The organism is Bradyrhizobium sp. CCBAU 51745, assembly GCF_028128715.1.
Taxonomy (GTDB): domain Bacteria; phylum Pseudomonadota; class Alphaproteobacteria; order Rhizobiales; family Xanthobacteraceae; genus Bradyrhizobium; species Bradyrhizobium manausense.
The window spans coordinates 251,535-269,029 of the sequence record NZ_LBJP01000007.1 but is presented as its reverse complement, the minus strand read 5'-3'; the positions used below and the strand labels follow the sequence as shown (position 1 = coordinate 269,029).

Genomic DNA, 17,495 nt, shown 5'->3' with positions numbered 1-17,495 from the left:
CCCGGCGCTGCGCGCCGACCTCTCCCCGGCGGGGAGAGGTGGAGGACCGTGCCCATGAGCGAGACCAACCCCTCCGTCGCCATGCTGGAGCCGGTCGAGGACGTCGGCGGCGTCGCGCAGCCACTGCTTCAGGTCAACGGGCTGACAAAACATTTTCCCGTGCGTGGCGGATTGTTCGCCGCCAAGCGCACCGTGCGCGCCGTCGACAACGTCTCCTTCTCCGTCGCCAAGGGCGAGACCGTCGGCATCGTCGGCGAATCCGGCTGCGGCAAGTCGACCACCGCGCGCCTCCTGATGCACTTGATGCCGCGCGATGACGGCGACGTCATCTATGACGGCATGACCGTCGGGCAGTCGCTGTCCTTGCGCGAATTGCGCCGCGGCATGCAGATGGTGTTCCAGGACTCCTATGCCTCGCTCAATCCACGCCTGACGATCGAGGAGTCCATCGCCTTCGGCCCGAAAGTCCACGGCATGGCCGATGGCGCGGCGCGCGCATTGGCGCGCGAGCTGCTCGGCAAGGTCGGCCTCGTCCCTGCAAATTTCGCCAATCGCTACCCGCACGAAATCTCCGGCGGCCAGCGTCAGCGCGTCAACATCGCGCGTGCTCTGGCGCTGTCGCCGCGGCTGGTGATCCTGGACGAAGCCGTCTCCGCGCTCGACAAATCCGTCGAGGCGCAGGTGCTCAATCTGCTCGCCGATCTCAAGCGCGAGTTCGGGCTGACCTATCTCTTCATCAGCCACGACCTCAACGTCGTGCGCTACATCTCGGACCGCGTGCTGGTCATGTATCTCGGCGAGGTCGTCGAGCTCGGCCCGGTCGACCACGTCTGGGATCGTCCCGCGCATCCCTATACGCGCGCGCTTCTTGCTGCGATGCCGTCCTCCGACCCTGACAGGCGCACCGAGAAGCCGCCGATCTCGGGCGACCCGCCCAACCCGATCGATCCGCCTTCAGGCTGCCGTTTCCACACCCGTTGCCCGTTTGCGGAGCCGCTCTGCGCAAATGCGACGCCAAAGCTGACGGCGCTCGATAGTATGGGCCACGAGGCTGCGTGCTACATGGCGATTCCAGGTTCAGGCCACAGCCGCGCGCCCCAAGAGGAAACCGCATGACAAGACCGACGACAAAGGAAATCCAGGCGACGGCGCAGATCGCCGGCGTCCCCGTGAACGAGGAGATCGCAACGCGCATCTCGAACTCCATCGGACCTGCCTTCGAGGGCTTTGCCGCCATCGCCGGCACGCTGCCGTTCGACCTCGAGCCCGCGCTCTATCCGCTCGCGCAGACCCAGAAGGTGTCGAAATGAGCACCGAGCCCGCCTTGATGACGCTCACCGAGGTCGCGCGCGCGATCGCGATGAAGCAGGTGTCTTCGCATGAGGTGACGCGCGCGCTGCTGCACCGCATTGCGCAATGGCAGCCTCATCTCAACGCCTTCATGTCGATCGAGTCGGAGGCCGCGCTGAAGGCGGCTGATCGCGCCGATGCCGAGCTTGCGAAGGGCGTGGTGCGGGGTCCGCTGCACGGCGTGCCGCTCGCGCACAAGGACATGTATTATGATGCCGGCAAGGTCTGCACCTGCGGCTCGCTGATCCGCCGCGATTTCGTGCCGACGGTGACGTCGACGGCGTTGCAGCGGCTGAAGGATGCCGGCCAGGTCAGGCTCGGCACGCTGCATCTGGCCGAATTCGCCTATGGCCCGACCGGGCACAACGCCCATTACGGCCCGGTGCGCAATCCCTGGAATGTCGCCCATATCACCGGCGGTTCCTCCTCGGGCTCGGGCTCGGCCGTCGCCGCGCGACTGACCTATGCGGCGCTGGGCTCGGACACCGGCGGCTCGATCCGCTTTCCCGCGCATTTCTGCGGCGTCACGGGGCTGAAGACCACGGTCGGCCGCGTCAGCCGCGCCGGTGCGATGCCGCTGTCGCAATCGCTCGACACGGTCGGACCGCTCGCCCGCACCGCGGAAGATTGCGCGCTGCTGCTGGCCTTGATCGCCGGTCCCGACCCCGAGGATTCGACGGCGAGCCATGAGCCGCTCTCGGACTACGTCGCGGCGACCAAGGGCTCGCTGAAGGGCCTCAAGCTCGGGGTGCCCGCGTCCCACTATGTGGATGATCTCGACAGCGAGGTCGCGCGCGTGCTGGACGAGACCATTGCGGTGCTCAAGCGCGAGGGCGCCGACATCGTCAAGGTCGAGTTGCCCGACCAGCGTCAATTGCAGGCCGCAAGCCAGCTCGTGCTCGCCGCGGAAGCGGCCGCCTTCCACAAGCGCTGGATGATCGAGCGGCCCCAGGACTATGGCGCGCAGACCTTGATGCGGCTTCAGAACGGCCTCGCCATCCCCGCCGTCACCTATCTCGAGGCGATGCGCTGGCGTGGCCCGGCGCTTGCCGCGCACAATGCGGCAACCGCTGGCGTCGACGCGATCATCGCGCCGGCCTCGCCCGTGCCGGCACCGACGATCGAGGAAAGCGATGTCGGCGGCGGGCCGAACGCGCATGCGTTGTTGCAGCGGCTGGCGCTGTTCACGCGTCCCGTGAATTTCCTCGGCCTGCCGTCGCTCACCGTGCCGTCCGGCTTCACCAGGAGCGGCCTGCCCGTTGGCATGCAGCTGATCGGCCGCTGCTTTGATGAAGCGACTTTGCTGACCATCGGCGCCGCCTTCCAGCGCGTCACCGACTATCACGAGAGGTTGCCCAAACTGCCGTCATGACAAAGCTCGTCGAGATCTCAGGCCTCAACATCCGCTTCACCGGCGAGCGTACGGTCTATGCCGTGAACGATCTCAATCTCTCGCTCGGGACCAGCGAGGTGCTGGGCCTGCTCGGCGAGTCAGGCTCGGGCAAGAGCGTGACCCTGCGCGCCCTGATGCGGCTGTTGCCGAAGAAGCGCACGCAGATTTCCGGCTCGGTCGATGTGATGGGGCAGGATGTGCTCGCGATGAACGACGAGCAGCTGTCGTCGTTCCGCGGCCAGACCGTGTCGATGATCTTCCAGGAGCCGGCGCTCGCGCTCGATCCTGTCTACACCATCGGCGCGCAGATCGCCGAAAGCGTCGTGCGCCATGAAGGCAAGAGCTATGCGGAAGGGCGCGCGCGGGCGCTCGAGATGCTGGACATCGTGCGCATCCCCTCGGCGAAGAGGCGGCTGGACGCCTATCCGCACGAAATGTCCGGCGGCATGCGCCAGCGCGCGATGATCGCGCTCGCGCTCGCCTGTCGTCCCAAGATCCTGCTCGCGGACGAGCCCACCACCGCGCTCGACGCCACCGTGCAGATCCAGATCCTGCTGCTGCTGCGCGAGCTGCAGCGCGAGTTCGGCATGTCCGTCGTCTTCGTCACCCACGACATTGGTGTCGCGATCGAGATCTGCGACCGCGTCGCGGTGATGTATGCCGGCCAGATCGTGGAGCAGGGGACCTTGCGCGACATCGTCCGCACCCCGGTCCACCCCTATGCCAGGGGCCTGCTCGCCTCGACTATCCACGGCGCCAGGCGCGGCCAGCGGCTGGAAACCATTCCCGGCACCCCGCCGTCGCTGGCCGAAAAGCCGAACAACTGCTCCTTTGCCCCGCGCTGCGCTGCGGCCCAGCCCCGCTGCCTTGAGCAGCTGCCGCCGGTCGTCGAGGTCGGACCTGGCCGGGCGGCACGATGCGTGCTGGCGGAGCCGGTGCACTCCTGAACTCAAAAATCCCCTGCGCCGGCACGCCCTTGTCACAGGCCACACCCCGCATCGCGGCGATGGCCATTTCTACTGTGCATGGGGTTGTTTTAGCGATTCCAGGACTGAGGGGCCCCGCGGGGAACACCATTCAGACCCCGTTCATCCCGGTTCCCGTTCCATGGCCCGGTTAACGGAGAGGGACTTCATCTTATGTACATTTCTGGTCAAAGCCTGATCGTCATCCTGTTCGTCGGCCTGGTGGCCGGGTGGCTTGCTGGCAAGGTGGTGCGGGGGAGCGGGTTTGGCATCATCGGCGATATCGTGATCGGCATCGCCGGCGCGTTCGTGGCGACCTTCCTGTTCCCGAGGCTCGGCATCCATCTCGGCCTCGGGCTGGTCTCGGAGATCATCTATTCCGCGATCGGCGCCATCATCCTGCTGCTGGTGGTCCGGCTGGTCCGCGGCGGCGGCCGGCTCTAGCGGTCCGACCGGTCGGAACCTTGCGCCTCTCCCCCAGCGGCTTGTCAGCGCCCTGGGGGGAGGCGCTTGTCTTTGCTCGAAAAAGCCGCAAAGACTGTGAAACACCGGACTTGCGGATCGGGCTGTCCGCAGTAGATGTGGCCAGGCCCGGATGAATTAGATTGCATTGCAAGCGGGGAGAACCCGATATTAATCCGCGGCGCATACGCGACGATTCGCCTTTGAATCCAGGGGCTCTGCCCCTCACCCGAAAGAGATCAGACTGATGGCAGCCGTTCCCGGCCTCCGCCGTTCAGAGCTCGGTGACGCGCTGCGTGCCTGCCGCACGGCATTCGTTGGCGTCGGCTTCATGAGCTGCATGATCAACCTGCTCTATTTGACCGGGTCGATCTTCATGCTGGAGGTCTACGACCGCGTGCTGCCGAGCCGCAGCATCCCGACCCTGGTCGGCCTGATCGTCCTCGCCGGCGGCCTCTACATGGCGCAGGGCGTGCTCGACATGATCCGCAGCCGCATCCTGGGACGGGTCGGCACCGCACTCGACGAAGCCCTGAACAAGCGCGTGTTCGACACCATCGTGCGGCTGCCGCTGCTGGTCGGCAATCGCAACGAGGGGCTGCAGCCGCTGCGGGACCTCGACAATGTCCGCTCCTTCCTCGGCGGCATGGGCCCGAGCGCCTTCTTCGACCTGCCCTGGCTGCCGCTCTATCTCGGCATCTGCTTCGCCTTCCACGTCTGGATCGGCGTGACCGCTTTGGTCGGCGCGGTCATCCTGGTCGGCCTGACGCTGGTCACCGAATTTCTGTCCCGCCAGCCGGCCAAGGAGGCCATGGGCCTTGCCGCCCAGCGCAACGACCTCGCCCAGTCCAGCCGCCGCAATGCCGAGGTGCTGGTGTCGATGGGCATGGCCGGCCGGCTCAACGCGCGCTGGAGCGCGGCCAACGAAAAATACCTCGCCGGCAATCAGCGCGCGAGCGACGTCGCCGGCGGCCTCGGCGCCATCGCCAAAGTGCTGCGCATGATGCTGCAATCCGCCGTGCTCGCCGTCGGCGCCACGCTCGTCATCCACCAGGAGGCGACCGCCGGCATCATCATCGCCGGCTCGATCCTCTCGGCCCGCGCGCTGGCACCGGTCGATCTCGCCATCGCGCATTGGAAATCCTTCGTCGCGGCCCGCCAGAGCTGGCACCGCCTCAGCAAGCTTCTGGAGCAGATGCCGGCGCAGGCGACGCCGACGCAATTGCAATCGCCCACCAGCCGCCTCTCGGTCGAAGGTGTTGCCATGGTGGCGCCGGGCGACCAGCGTCTCATCGTGCAGGACGTCACTTTCGCGCTCGAAGCCGGCAACGGCCTCGGCGTGATCGGGCCGAGCGGCTCCGGCAAATCCTCGCTGATCCGCGCGCTGGTCGGCGTCTGGCAGCCGGTCCGCGGCAAGGTCCGGCTCGACGGCGCCGCGCTCGACCAATGGTCGAGCGACGTGCTCGGCCGCTACATCGGCTATCTGCCGCAGGACGTCGAATTATTCGGCGGCACCATCGCGCAGAACATCAGCCGCTTCGACCCCGATGCGACCTCCGACGGCATCATCGCCGCGGCCAAGGCAGCCGGTGTGCACGAGATGATCATCAAGATGCGCGAGGGCTACAACACCCAGGTCGGCGAGCAGGGCGCCTCGCTCTCGGCCGGCCAGGCCCAGCGCGTCGCGCTGGCTCGCGCGCTCTACGGCAATCCGTTCCTGATCGTGCTGGACGAGCCCAATTCCAATCTCGACACCGAAGGTGACGAGGCGCTGACACGGGCGATCCGCAGCGCCCGCGAGCGCGGCGCCATCGTCGTCGTGGTGGCGCACCGGCCGATCGGCGTCGAGGCGGTCGACCAGATCCTGGTGCTGCGAGACGGCCGCATGCAGGCCTTCGGTCCGAAGGAGCAGGTCCTCGCGCAGGTGCTCCAGCCCCGCGTCGCGCCGCCGGCGCCGATCAAGGTCGTCAGCGAAGGCGGAGTGACCAAAGCATGAGCACGATGACGGTTGGCGGGACCAAGGCGGCCGCGACCAAGACTGTCCGGGACTCCATCCGGTTGCATCTGATGCTCGGGCTTGGAACCGTGGCGTTCCTCGCCGTCGGTCTCGGCGGCTGGGCCTCGACGGTGCTGATCTCAGGCGCGCTGATCGCGCCGGGCCAGGTCGTGGTCGAATCCAACGTCAAGAAGGTGCAGCATCCGACCGGTGGCGTGGTCGGCGAGGTGCGCGCCCGCGACGGCGACGTGGTCAAGGCGGGTGACATCGTGGTGCGGCTCGACGACACCGTGACCAAGGCCAACCTCGCCATCGTCGTCAAGAACCTCGACGCGGCGCAGGCGCGTGCGGCACGGCTTCAGGCCGAGCAGCGCGGTCTCGACAAGATCGAGTTTCCGCAAGCGCTGCTTGACCGCCGTGACGATCCTGACGTCAAGGCGCTGCTCTCCGCCGAAACCAAGCTGTTCGAGGTCCGTGTCAACGGCCGTGCAGGCCAGAAGGCGCAGCTGCGTGAGCGCATCCAGCAGCTCAACGAGGAGATCGAAGGTCTCTCCGCGCAGGAGAAAGCCAAGGACAAGGAGATCGCGCTGGTACAGCAGGAGCTCACCGGCGTCCGCGATCTCTATGACAAGCATCTGGTGCAGATCTCGCGCCTGACCACGCTGGAGCGCGACTCGGCCCGCCTCAACGGCGAGCGCGCGCAGTACGTCGCCTCGCGGGCCCAGGCCAAGGGCAAGATCACCGAGACCGAATTGCAGATCATCCAGGTCGACAAGGACATGGTGAGCGAGGTCTCCAAGGATCTGCGCGAGACCAACGACAAGAGCGGCGAGCTGATCGAGCGCAAGGTCGCTGCCGAGGACCAGCTCCGCCGCGTCGACATTCGCGCTCCGCAGGACGGCATGGTGCTGCAATCGACGGTGCACACCGTCGGCGGCGTCGTCACCGCCGGCGACACCTTGATGCTGATCGTGCCGCAGACCGACGATCTCCAGGTCGAGGCCAAGGTCAATCCGGTCGATATCGACAAGCTGCAGATCGGCCAGAAAACGCTGCTCCGTCTGTCCGCCTTCAACCAGCGCACCACGCCGGAGCTCAACGGCGTCGTCAGCCGCGTCTCGCCGGACGTCACCACCGACCAGCGCACGGGCCAGAGCTACTACACCATCCGCGTCTCGATGTCGGCGGAAGAGGTCGCCAAGCTCGGCGATTCCAAGCTGATCCCCGGCATGCCGGTGGAGGCGTTCGTGCAGACCGGCGACCGCACGATGCTGTCCTACCTCTTGAAGCCGCTGCACGACCAGTTCATGCGGGCGTTCCGGGAGAAGTGACGCGCGAGAGCGCGTCATCCCGGAGCGCGCCTAGCGCGCATCCGGGATCTGGAGCGGCAGACTGGCTGTCATCGCCCGGCTTGACCGGGCGATCCAGTATTCCAGAGACAGTCGTGGTTGACTCGAGAGGCCGCGGCGTACTGGATGCCCCGACCAAGCCGGGGCATGACAGCAGTGCGTGTGACAGGCAATCTACCCTTCGCTGACGATTGCCCACGTTGTTGCTATAGTTCGACTCACGTTCCCAAAACCCAGCCGGTCGAACCATGCAGTCTCCACCATCCATCGCCACCAAATCCTTCTCCGACGCATCCGCGGCCGTCGCCCGCCTCGAAGAGATCTACGAGCGCAACACCAAATTCCTGCGCGACCGGTTCGAGGCCTATGTCTCCGGTGAAGCGATCACGACGCGGGTGCGGGCTTATTATCCGTTTGTCCGTCTCACCACCGCGACGCATGCGCGGCTGGATTCGCGTCTCTCCTACGGTTTTGTCGCCGGTCCCGGCGTGCACGAGACGAGCGTGACGCGGCCGGATCTGTTCCGGGCCTATCTCACCGAGCAGATCGGCCTGCTGATCCAGAACCATGGCGTGCCCGTCGAGATCGGTGAATCCGCCGAGCCGATCCCGATCCACTTCGCCTATCGCCGCGATATCAATATCGAAGCGGCCATCACCACCAGCGAGAACTCGCCGGTGACGCGATCGCTGCGCGACGCGTTCGACGTGCCTGTTCTCGCCACGATGGACGATTCCATCGCCGACGGCACGTTCCAGCTTCAGGCAGGTGCGCCCGAGCCGCTCTCGCTGTTCCGCGCCGCCCGCGTCGACTACTCGCTGCGCCGGCTCTACCACTACACCGGCACGGACCCCGAGCATTTCCAGAACTTTGTGATCTTCACCAACTACCAGTTCTATGTCGATGCCTTCGCGCAATCGTGCCAGCAGCGGCTCCGGTCCGGCGAAGCCGGGCTCGACGCGTTCGTTGCGCCCGGCAACGTCGTCACGCGCGGCGACGGGAGCACGACCGGGGTCGCGCCTGCGCGCACGCCGAACATGCCGGCCTTCCATCTGGTCGCGCCTGATTATCGCGGCATCACGCTGATCAATATCGGCACCGGTCCCTCCAATGCGCGCAATGTCACCGATCACGTCGCGGTGCTGCGGCCGCATGCCTGGCTGATGCTCGGGCACTGCGCGGGCTTGCGCAACACGCAGCGGCTCGGCGATTACGTGCTTGCGCATGGCTATGTGCGCGAGGACCACGTGCTCGATCGCGAGTTGCCGCCGTGGGTGCCGATCCCGGCGCTGGCTGAGATGCAGGTCGCGCTGGAGCAAGCGGTTGAGGACGTCACGGGTCTGGAAGGTTTCGAGCTCAAGCGATTGATGCGCACCGGTACGGTCGCCAGCGTCGACAACCGCAATTGGGAAATCTCCGGCCCAGAGGTCATCCGCCGCCTGTCACAATCGCGCGCCGTCGCGCTCGATATGGAATCGGCTGCGATCGCCGCCAACGGTTACCGCTTCCGCGTGCCCTACGGCACGCTGCTCTGCGTCTCCGACAAGCCGCTCCACGGCGAGATCAAGCTCGCGGGCATGGCCAGCGAATTCTATCGCGCCCGGGTCGGCCAGCATCTCGAGATCGGCCTGAAGGCGCTCGAGCGGCTCAAGCAGCAGGAATCGGAGCGGCTGCATTCGCGCAAGCTTCGTAGCTTTGCCGAGGTCGCGTTCCAGTAGATCGATCAGAGCTGCCCCCAACAACGGCAGCACGCTTGTCGTGTCGAGCTCATCGTATGCCCGCGTGCGTGCCCGCGGGAATATCCCTGCCGAAGCAGGGTTATCACCTCGTCCGGGGCGTGTTCGAGCAGATATCAGGAGACCACAATGGTCAGTCCGATCATCAGGCTTGCCGTTCGCGGCGCGTATCTTGCGGCGCTCACTGCCATAGCCGGATCTGCATCTGTCTGGGCAGCAGGTGGCGGCGGAGGCGGTGGAGGTGGAGGCGGTATGGATCCCTTCGCCCACCCCTCTTCCAGCCAGAGTACGCCGGCGCCGACCTATCCGTCGCGCAGCGGCACCAAAGCCACCCAGAAGGGCAAGAAGGCCAATAACCAGTCGAGTATCGATGATCCGGCCTTTGCCGCAGGCTACCGCGTGGCCTATGACACCATCTATGAGCGCAACGACTACCTTGCGGCGATCGCGCAGTTGAAGTCACTCGGCCACGACGACAATGCGAATGTCGCCAATCTGATCGGTTACTCCTACCGCAAGCTCGGTGACTACAAGCAATCGCAGGTCTGGTACGAGCACGCGCTGAAGATCGACCCGAACCACGTGCTAACCTGGCAATATTATGGCCTGTGGCAGCTCGAGCAGGGCAATCGCGAGCAAGCGATGTTCCATCTCAACCGGATCGCGGCCATTTGCGGGACGGATTGCGACGAGTACAAGTCACTGGCAGCGGCACTGGACAAGCCCACCGGTACAGCTCTCGCCTACTGAAGCCTGTGAGCCGACTGCCACCTGTGGGGTGACAAGTCCGGCGAATTTCAGCATTGTCCCGTTCGGGGGCGAACGGGACAATTGCATGCCGCTGACGCGCGACAGGATCATCGGCCACGACCTCGAACGTCTGGCCTTCCGCTTCACCATGCTCAACGATGGTGACGTTGTGGATTGCCAGATCAGCGACGCCGCGATGGACGAGCTCGCGGGCATGCAGGGCACCGAAAGCAGCGCCCGGCAAGCGCAGTTCTTGTCCTTGCGCGAAACCATCGAGCGGATCGCGTCAGATCTCTATGACGAGGCGCCGCGGTTCAAAGGCCATGTGGTGCGAATTTTTGTGCGCCATTTGGGAAGGTGAGGTCGGTCCTTGCCTCGAGCAATAGTGCCTCTCCGTCATCCTGAGGTGCGAGTGGCGCGATGCGAAGCATCGCGCCGGGAGCCTCGAAGGATGCACGGCCGAGATGCAGCCGGGCCGTCGTCCTTCGAGGCTCCCCTTGCGGTGCAAGGGGAGCACCTCAGGATGACGGTACTGAAAGCGTGGTCGCTGGCAACCGCTCACCCCTCCAGCTTCCTCAACAACAACTTCAGCGCCGTCGCCGCGAACATCTGCATGTTGGCGAGGCGATCATTGCTGCCCGTCTCCAGTGTCATCACCTGCGTTGCGGGCCCCGCGACCGCCATGCAGCTGTGGCCGGCGGCATCGCCGTAGCGGTTGCCGGTCGGGCCGGCTGCGCCGGTCTCGGACAGGCCCCAGTCGGAGCTGAAGCGGCCGCGCATCTGCTCGGCGAGGAGTTTTGCGTAGGGCTCCGAGGATGAGCGGAAGCCTTTCATCCCCTCGTCCGAAATATCCATCAGCACGCGTCTGGCGTCGCGGGTGTAGACCACGGCGCCGCCGAGGAAATAGGCGGAGGCGCCGGGCACCGCGAGCAGGCTTGCCGCGATCAGGCCGCCGGCCGAGGATTCCGCAACCGCAATCGTCTGTTTGCGCGCGATCAGTTTCGCTGCCACCTGTTCCGCAATGCCGACGAGTTCTTTCATCCTCTCCCCCTTGTTTCCTTCGCAACCGAGCTCAGCCTTCCTAGCATATGACAGCAGCGTTGGCCGAGTTGCGGGCGAGGGGCAGGCCTGCTTGAATGGCTACAAGGCGGAGCGGCAAGGAGCCGCCCGCGAACGGAGCGGCCAAGCGCCGCCCCACGACGAGACCGAGACCGACGAGGAAACGTGAGAAGGGAGACGTCATGGCGTCCCTGATCGCCGGTGGGGTGGATTGCGATGTTCATCCAGCCGTGCCGCATCTGACCAGCCTGCTGCCCTACCTGAACGACTATTGGCGCGACCAGGTGACGACGCGCGGCATGGTCGACCTCGTTTCGCAATCCTATCCGAAGAATTCGCCGATCGTGGCGCGACCCGATTGGCGTCCCGAGACCGGCAAGCCCGGCGAAAGCCTTGAGGACATGCAGCGCCATGTGCTCGATCCCTTCCAGCTCAGCTGCGCCATCTGCAGTCCGCTTTACGGTGTGCAGATGGTGTTCTCGGAGGACATGCAGGCCGCCTTCTGCCGCGCGCTGAATGAATGGCTCGCCAGGGAATGGCTCGATCGTGACTCCCGGCTGCGGGGCTCGATCGTGATCCCGACGCAAAGCATCGAGAAATCCGTCGCCGAAATCGAGCGCTGCGCAGAAGACAAGCGCTTCGTGCAGGTGCTGATGCTTGTGATGGGCGACACGCCGCTCGGCAAGCGCGCGCTGTGGCCGATTTATCAGGCGGCGGAACGGCTCGACCTTCCCGTCGGCATCCACGCCGGTTCCGCCTATCACAATCCGCCGACCGCGGTCGGTTGGGGTTCCTATCACATCGAGGACTATGTCGGTCAGGCGCAGGCGTTCCAGACCCAGCTCACCAGCCTGATCGTCGAGGGCGTGTTCGCAAAATATCCGCGGCTGAAGATGGTGATGCTGGAGTCGGGCGTGTCCTGGATCTCGCCTTTTCTCTGGCGCCTGCACAAGTTCTGGCGCGGGGTGCGGATGGAGACACCCTGGGTCGATCGCGCGCCGCTGGACATTGTGCGCAGCAACATCCGCTTCTCATTACAGCCATTTGATGCGCCGCCGGAACCCGAGACATTAATTCGCCTGTTTGATCATATGCAGTCCGACGAATTGGTCCTATTCTCCACGGACTATCCGCACTGGCAGTTCGACGGCCAGGATGCGCTGCCCGAGGGTCTCACCCCTGATCTCGTGCGCAAGATCATGATCGACAATCCGCATGCTACCTATCCCCGCCTGAAATGAGCCCGCTGCCAAAGGAGGCAAGGCGATGAATATCCAGTTCCGCGAGAGCACCGAAACGTCCTCCCCCTTGACGACCAAGACCGCGATTGCAGACTGCGACATCCATCCGGCACGCGCGACCCGGACCGAGCTTTATCCCTACCTCGCCAAACGCTGGCAGCATCATCTCGAAATCTACGGCGTCCATGCCTATCAGGGCATGATGGAAGGCCCGCCCTATCCGAAGGCCCAGCCCAACGCCTCGCGCCGCGATGCCTATCCGCCCGAAGGCGGGCCGCAGGGCTCTTCGCTCTCCTTCATGCAGAAGCAGCTGCTCGATCCCAACAATGTGCAGCTCGGTGTGCTCAATCCGCTCAACACCGGGCAGGGCATCCGCAATCACGAGCTCTCGGCGGCGCTGTGTTCCGCGATCAACGACTGGCAGATCGACAAATGGACCAGCAAGGACAAGCGCCTGAAGGCGTCCATTGTCGTGGGCAACGAGGACGGGATGTCGGCTGCTGCGGAGATTCGCGAGCGCGCCGGCGACAAGAATTTCGTGCAGGTGCTGCTGCTCAGCCGCAATGTCGAGCCGCTCGGCCAGCGCCGCTATTGGCCGATCTATCAAGCCGCGGAAGAGGCGGGGCTTCCGGTCGGCGTGCACGCCTTCGGCTTCGGCGGCAACCCGATCACACCGTCGGGCTGGCCGTCCTATTACATCGAGGAGATGGTGGGCCACTCGCAGTGCCAGCAATCGGCACTGGCGAGCCTGGTGCTGGAAGGCGTGTTCGACCGCTTCCCGAAGCTGAAGATGGTGATGATCGAGGCCGGCTTCGGCTGGGCGCCGTCGCTGGCGTGGCGGCTCGACAAGGTCTGGCAGCGGCTGCGCAGCGAGGTGCCGCATGTGAAGCGGCCGCCGTCCGAATATATCCGCGAGCAGGTGTGGTGGACCACGCAGCCGATGGAAGATCCCGAAAGGCGCGAGGATCTGTTCGACGTCATCAAATGGATCGGCTGGGACCGGCTGTTGTTCGCGACCGACTATCCGCATTGGGATTATGACGAGCCGTCGCGGGTGCTGCCGGCAGGCGTGAGCGAGGCCAATCGCGAAGCATTCTATCTCGGCAATGCGAAGAAGCTGTACGGGATTGCTTGATGGCGCGGCATGTGGTTGCCGCGGTCGATGAATTGCCGCCCGGCACGCGAAAATTTCTCGAGATCGACGGCCGCCCGATCGCGGTCTTCAACATCAAGGGCGAGTATTTCGGCCTGATGAACCGCTGCCCGCATCAGGGCGCGGCCTTGTGCGAGGGGCCGCTGATCGGCCTCGCGCAGTCAAAGGATCCCGGCGAGATCGAGTACACCAAGCTCGGTGAGATCATCCGCTGCCCCTGGCACGGCTGGGAGTTCGACATCCGCACCGGCCAGTCCTATTGCGATCCCCGTCGCTTTCGCGTGAAAGCCTATCCCGCCCACGTCGAGCCGGGCGCAAGCGTGGTGAAGGGACCCTATGTCGCCGAGACGATTCCCGTGAAGGTCGAGAGCGACTACGTGGTGGTGGAGTTGTAGCTCCCTGTCATTCCGGGGCGATGCGAAGCATCGAGCCCGGAATCCATCGTGCGTCAGGAATGCTGGGAGAAATGGATTCTCAGGTGCGCAATTGCGCACCATAGTTCGCGCTACGCGCGCCCCGGAATGACATCAATGCCCAGCCGTCGGCTCGACGACCGGATCATACGTCGGCACCGCCTTGCCGCCGCCGCGATAGACGATCGAGGCCGCAATGATACCCAGCAGCGCCGCGAACATCAGCCAGGCGCCGGGCATGGCCTTGTTGCCGGTCTGCTCGATCAGCCAGGTCGAGGCGAACGGCGTGAAGGTGCCGAACAGCGCGGCTGCGAGCGCGAAGGCCAGCGAAAAGCAGGTCGTGCGCACATGCGCCGGCACGATCTCGACCAGCGCGCCGAGCATGGTGCCGCTGTACATGCCGAAATAGAACGAGAACATCATCTCGACCGCCAGCAGCTTGCCGAAGGTCGGTGCCGCCACCAGCCAGCTCAGCGCCGGATAGGCGGTGAGCAGTGCAAGCGTCGCGATCCCGATCAGCACCGGCTTGCGGCCGATGCGGTCGGACAGCGCACCGCCCACCGGGTTCCAGATGAAATTGGTGACGGCGACGAGCAACGTCACCAGCAGCGCATCCTGCGTCGACAGCTTCAGCACGGTCTTGCCGAAGGTCGGCGTGTAAACGGTCACGAAGTAGAACGTCGTCGTGGTCAGGATCGCGATCATCATGCCGAGGATGACGATGCGCCAATTGGCGAGCGCGGAAGCAAATACTTGGCTCGCGGTCGGGTGCTTCTTCATGGCGAGGAACGCAGGCGTTTCCTCCAGCGTGCGCCGCAGGAAGAAGATCAGGGGAATGATCAGGCAACCGACGAAGAAGGGAATGCGCCAGCCCCAGGACGCGACCGTGTCGGCCGGCATCAGCTCGGACAGGATGTAGCCGAGGATGGAGGCGACGAAGATCGCGACCTGCTGGCTCGACGACTGGAACGAAGTGTAGAAGCCGCGATTGCCGGGTGTCGAAATCTCAGCAAGATAGACCGACACGCCGCCGAGCTCGACACCCGCGGAGAAGCCCTGCAGCAAACGGCCGATCAGCACGATGACGGGCGCTGCGATGCCGATCGTGGCATAGCTCGGACAGAAGGCGATGACGACAGTGCCGACCGCCATGATGCCGAGCGTGACGATCAGGCCCTGACGGCGGCCGATGCGATCGATGTAAGCGCCGAGGACGATTGCGCCAACGGGGCGCATCAAGGCGCCGAGCCAGAACACACCGAAGGTGTTGAGCAGCGACGCGGTCTCGTTGGTGGAGGGGAAGAACGCCTTGCCGATTGCGGCGGCATAGAATCCAAACAGGAAGAAGTCGAACTGCTCGAGGAAATTGCCCGATGTCGCACGCAGGATCGCGCCGATGCGCGATTTGATTGCGGGCGGATTTGATGCTGCTGCTGGTCCAGCCATTGGCGTTACTCCCCTTCAAGACGTGGCCGGACCGGAACTCATTTTCACGGCAAGGCGGCAGATTGCTGCTGCGACAATCTGCCTAACCCCTGTCGCGCGAGGCCCTGCGAGTCAACCCGTTTTGCCGCGGAAGCTGATGAATTTTCAGGCTTTATTCTGCGTTGCCGCAATTATCCATTCCCGGAAGGCGGCGAGCTTGGGCGCCTCGCGGCGCCCCTCCGGCGAGACCAGATAGAAGCCGGCATCGGCCGGCAGCGCGATCTTGAAGGGAACCACGAGCCGGCCCTTGGCGATGTCGTCCTTGACGTAGGAGGTTCGTCCCATCGCGACGCCAATGCCGTCGATCGCGGCCTGGATGGTCATGAAGATCATGTCGAAGGTGATACCGGGCTGCTTGGCGATGTCGACCGGCAGGCCGGCCGCGGTCAGCCACAACCGCCAGTCGTCGCTGTTGGTGTTGGAGGTGTGCAGCAGAGGATAGCCGCGCAGATCCTCCGGCCGGCGCAGCGGCTTGTCGCCGCGCAGCAGCGACGGGCTGCACACCGGGAACAGCTCGTCCGCCATCAGCCAGTCGGCGCGCAGGCCCGGCCACTGGCCACGGCCGTAGCGGATCGCGGCATCGACATCGTCGCGCTGGAAATCGACCAGGCTGGTCGAGGTGGTGATGCGGACGTCGATGTCGGGATGCGCATCCTGGAAATCGGCAAGCCGGGGCAACAGCCATTTTGCGGCGAGCGAGGCCAGCGTCGAGACCGTCAGCACCTTGTCGTCGTCCTTGCGCAAGAGCCGGTCGGTGGCGAGCCGGAGGTCGTTGAAGGCGGCGCGAACGCCAGGGAGGTAGTCGCGCGCCTCCGGCGTCAAGGCCAGCGCGCGGTTCTGCCGGATGAACAGCCGGATGCCGAGCTCCTCCTCGAGCCGGCGGATCTGATGGCTGATCGCGGTCTGGGTCACGTTCAGCTCGCCAGCGGCCAGCGTGAAGCTGAGATGGCGGGCGGCAGCCTCGAACGCCCGCAAACCGTTCAGGGATGGCAATCTGGCAGTCATTTGGCAGCAGGATGCATGAGTTTATTTCATGCGAAGAGGTACAAATTGTCGTTTGTCGCGGCGCACTTGGAAGCAGATATTAGCCGTCAAGTTAGCTCAAGGAGCTCAACATGTCTACTTTGACCCAGAATTCGATGACAAATCATCATGCGCCAGGCCTGATCCAGCAAGTCAGTGAGACCCTCCATGTCTGGCACGAGCGCTACCGGACCCGGCGCGAGCTGACCAACTGGACCGCCCGCGATCTCCACGACGTCGGCCTGTCGTGGACCGACATAGCCTATGAGGCCGACAAACCCTTCTGGCGGGCCTGATAGGCCGTCAGGCCGGCGCCGCCTGACTGTTGGGGGCGCCGGCGGTCCCTCTTTTGAGGTCGCGTGTCATGAGCAGCTATCGTCTGGAAGACCTGAAGCAATATTCGGATACGCTGCGTACCCGCGACGGAGAGGCGGTCAACCTCCGCTTCGTCGTGCCTGGTGACACCGACGAGCTTCAACATTATTTCCGTTCGCTCACGACCCGCTCCCGCTACAACCGCTTCTTTGGCGCGATCAGCGAGCTGCCGAAGGGGCTGCTGAGCGAGTTTCTCGACATCGGCACGCGCGAGCGTTTTTCGGTGGTCGCGACCAAGTTGATCGATGGCTTCGAGACCATCATTGCCGAGGCGCGCTACGCCTTCCACGCCGAGACCGCGACGCTCGAATTCGGCCTGTCCGTCGACGACCGCTGGCAGCGCCATGGCATCGCCACCGCGCTGATGAAGAATCTCGAATGCCGCGCCGCCGCGCTTGGCGCCGACCACATGTTCGGCGACACGCTGCGCTCCAACGAAACCATGATCTCGCTGGCGCGCAAGTCCGGCTTTGCCTTCGTCAATCACCCCGATGACTGGAAGCTGGTGCGCTTCGACAAGGAGATCCATGTCGCGCCGCAGGACATTCCCTGCGCGAGCTGGCGTCTCGCCGCCCTTTCCCGTCAGGCCGAACGCCCCTCAGCCTCGGCCTGACACCACTCCGTGCCCGGCCTGGCCAAGCCAGCGCCGGGCATTTTTTTTGGTTTCTCATTCCGTCATCCTGAGGTGCGAGTGGCGCGATGCGATGCATCGCGCCGGGAGCCTCGAAGGATGAGCGGCCCCGAT

The 17,495-nt window shown here is 64.9% G+C and carries 18 protein-coding genes; 15 read left to right on the top strand and 3 right to left on the bottom strand.

Annotated elements, in window-relative coordinates; all coding sequences use genetic code 11:
• The first annotated feature begins 54 nt into the window (after positions 1–54).
• The 10 genes from XH98_RS08580 to XH98_RS08535 all read left to right on the top strand — a co-directional run bounded on the left by XH98_RS08580 (position 55) and on the right by XH98_RS08535 (position 10,362).
• Positions 55–1,116 (top strand): ABC transporter ATP-binding protein, encoded by a 1,062-nt coding sequence (locus tag XH98_RS08580; RefSeq protein WP_271618358.1) that lies wholly within the window; start codon positions 55–57, stop codon positions 1,114–1,116.
• A complete protein-coding gene (locus XH98_RS08575; protein ID WP_057746179.1) occupies positions 1,113–1,310 on the top strand; it encodes a hypothetical protein in 198 nt (65 codons plus the stop codon). The genes XH98_RS08580 and XH98_RS08575 overlap by 4 nt, the downstream gene beginning before the upstream one ends.
• Complete coding sequence (locus XH98_RS08570; RefSeq protein WP_271618357.1) at positions 1,307–2,722, top strand: amidase; 1,416 nt, start codon at positions 1,307–1,309, stop codon at positions 2,720–2,722. Before XH98_RS08575 ends, XH98_RS08570 begins: the two co-directional genes overlap by 4 nt.
• Positions 2,719–3,690 (top strand): ABC transporter ATP-binding protein, encoded by a 972-nt coding sequence (locus XH98_RS08565; RefSeq protein WP_271618356.1) that lies wholly within the window; start codon positions 2,719–2,721, stop codon positions 3,688–3,690. Before XH98_RS08570 ends, XH98_RS08565 begins: the two co-directional genes overlap by 4 nt.
• A 192-nt stretch (positions 3,691–3,882) precedes the next feature.
• Positions 3,883–4,152 (top strand): GlsB/YeaQ/YmgE family stress response membrane protein, encoded by a 270-nt coding sequence (locus tag XH98_RS08560; RefSeq protein WP_220005534.1) that lies wholly within the window; start codon positions 3,883–3,885, stop codon positions 4,150–4,152.
• Positions 4,153–4,417: 265 nt separating this feature from the next.
• On the top strand, positions 4,418–6,166 hold the full coding sequence (locus XH98_RS08555) for a type I secretion system permease/ATPase (RefSeq protein WP_271599134.1): 1,749 nt from the start codon (positions 4,418–4,420) through the stop codon (positions 6,164–6,166).
• Positions 6,163–7,497 carry an HlyD family type I secretion periplasmic adaptor subunit gene (locus XH98_RS08550; RefSeq protein ID WP_271618355.1) on the top strand — a complete coding sequence of 445 codons (1,335 nt, stop codon included), beginning with the start codon at positions 6,163–6,165 and terminating at the stop codon, positions 7,495–7,497. Before XH98_RS08555 ends, XH98_RS08550 begins: the two co-directional genes overlap by 4 nt.
• Before the next feature lie 266 nt (positions 7,498–7,763).
• Positions 7,764–9,233 carry an AMP nucleosidase gene (locus XH98_RS08545; protein ID WP_271618354.1) on the top strand — a complete coding sequence of 490 codons (1,470 nt, stop codon included), beginning with the start codon at positions 7,764–7,766 and terminating at the stop codon, positions 9,231–9,233.
• A gap of 270 nt (positions 9,234–9,503) precedes the next feature.
• On the top strand, positions 9,504–10,001 hold the full coding sequence (locus XH98_RS08540) for a tetratricopeptide repeat protein (RefSeq protein ID WP_245316860.1): 498 nt from the start codon (positions 9,504–9,506) through the stop codon (positions 9,999–10,001).
• Between the two features lie 85 nt (positions 10,002–10,086).
• Positions 10,087–10,362: a DUF1488 family protein gene (locus XH98_RS08535; protein WP_057746200.1), complete on the top strand. Its 276-nt coding sequence runs from the start codon at positions 10,087–10,089 to the stop codon at positions 10,360–10,362.
• Positions 10,363–10,559: 197 nt separating this feature from the next.
• On the opposite strand, the gene XH98_RS08530 is transcribed toward XH98_RS08535, so the two are convergent.
• Complete coding sequence (locus XH98_RS08530; protein ID WP_271599138.1) at positions 10,560–11,042, bottom strand: CinA family protein; 483 nt, start codon at positions 11,040–11,042, stop codon at positions 10,560–10,562.
• Between the two features lie 200 nt (positions 11,043–11,242).
• Here XH98_RS08530 and XH98_RS08525 point away from each other — a divergent pair, with 200 nt between their 5' ends.
• The 3 genes from XH98_RS08525 to XH98_RS08515 are packed head-to-tail and all read left to right on the top strand — an operon-like array spanning position 11,243 to position 13,849.
• Complete coding sequence (locus XH98_RS08525; RefSeq protein ID WP_271618353.1) at positions 11,243–12,301, top strand: amidohydrolase family protein; 1,059 nt, start codon at positions 11,243–11,245, stop codon at positions 12,299–12,301.
• A 25-nt stretch (positions 12,302–12,326) separates the two neighbouring features.
• The gene (locus XH98_RS08520) at positions 12,327–13,436 is read left to right on the top strand and encodes an amidohydrolase family protein (RefSeq protein ID WP_271599140.1); all 1,110 of its coding nucleotides are present in this window, start codon (positions 12,327–12,329) and stop codon (positions 13,434–13,436) included.
• Positions 13,436–13,849 (top strand): Rieske (2Fe-2S) protein, encoded by a 414-nt coding sequence (locus tag XH98_RS08515; protein WP_057746215.1) that lies wholly within the window; start codon positions 13,436–13,438, stop codon positions 13,847–13,849. Before XH98_RS08520 ends, XH98_RS08515 begins: the two co-directional genes overlap by 1 nt.
• Positions 13,850–13,981: 132 nt before the next feature.
• On the opposite strand, the gene XH98_RS08510 is transcribed toward XH98_RS08515, so the two are convergent.
• Together XH98_RS08510 and XH98_RS08505 are read right to left on the bottom strand one after the other, a co-directional pair.
• Positions 13,982–15,313 carry an MFS transporter gene (locus tag XH98_RS08510; RefSeq protein ID WP_271599141.1) on the bottom strand — a complete coding sequence of 444 codons (1,332 nt, stop codon included), beginning with the start codon at positions 15,311–15,313 and terminating at the stop codon, positions 13,982–13,984.
• Between the two features lie 144 nt (positions 15,314–15,457).
• Positions 15,458–16,357: a transcriptional regulator GcvA gene (locus XH98_RS08505; protein WP_271618352.1), complete on the bottom strand. Its 900-nt coding sequence runs from the start codon at positions 16,355–16,357 to the stop codon at positions 15,458–15,460.
• A gap of 110 nt (positions 16,358–16,467) precedes the next feature.
• Between XH98_RS08505 and XH98_RS08500 the strand changes: the two genes are divergently transcribed.
• Positions 16,468–16,671, top strand: coding sequence for a DUF1127 domain-containing protein (locus XH98_RS08500; protein ID WP_128954290.1), 204 nt, complete (start codon positions 16,468–16,470; stop codon positions 16,669–16,671).
• A 68-nt stretch (positions 16,672–16,739) separates the two neighbouring features.
• Positions 16,740–17,363, top strand: a complete 624-nt coding sequence (locus tag XH98_RS08495; RefSeq protein ID WP_271618351.1) for a GNAT family N-acetyltransferase — start codon at positions 16,740–16,742, stop codon at positions 17,361–17,363.
• The last annotated feature ends 132 nt before the right edge of the window (positions 17,364–17,495 follow it).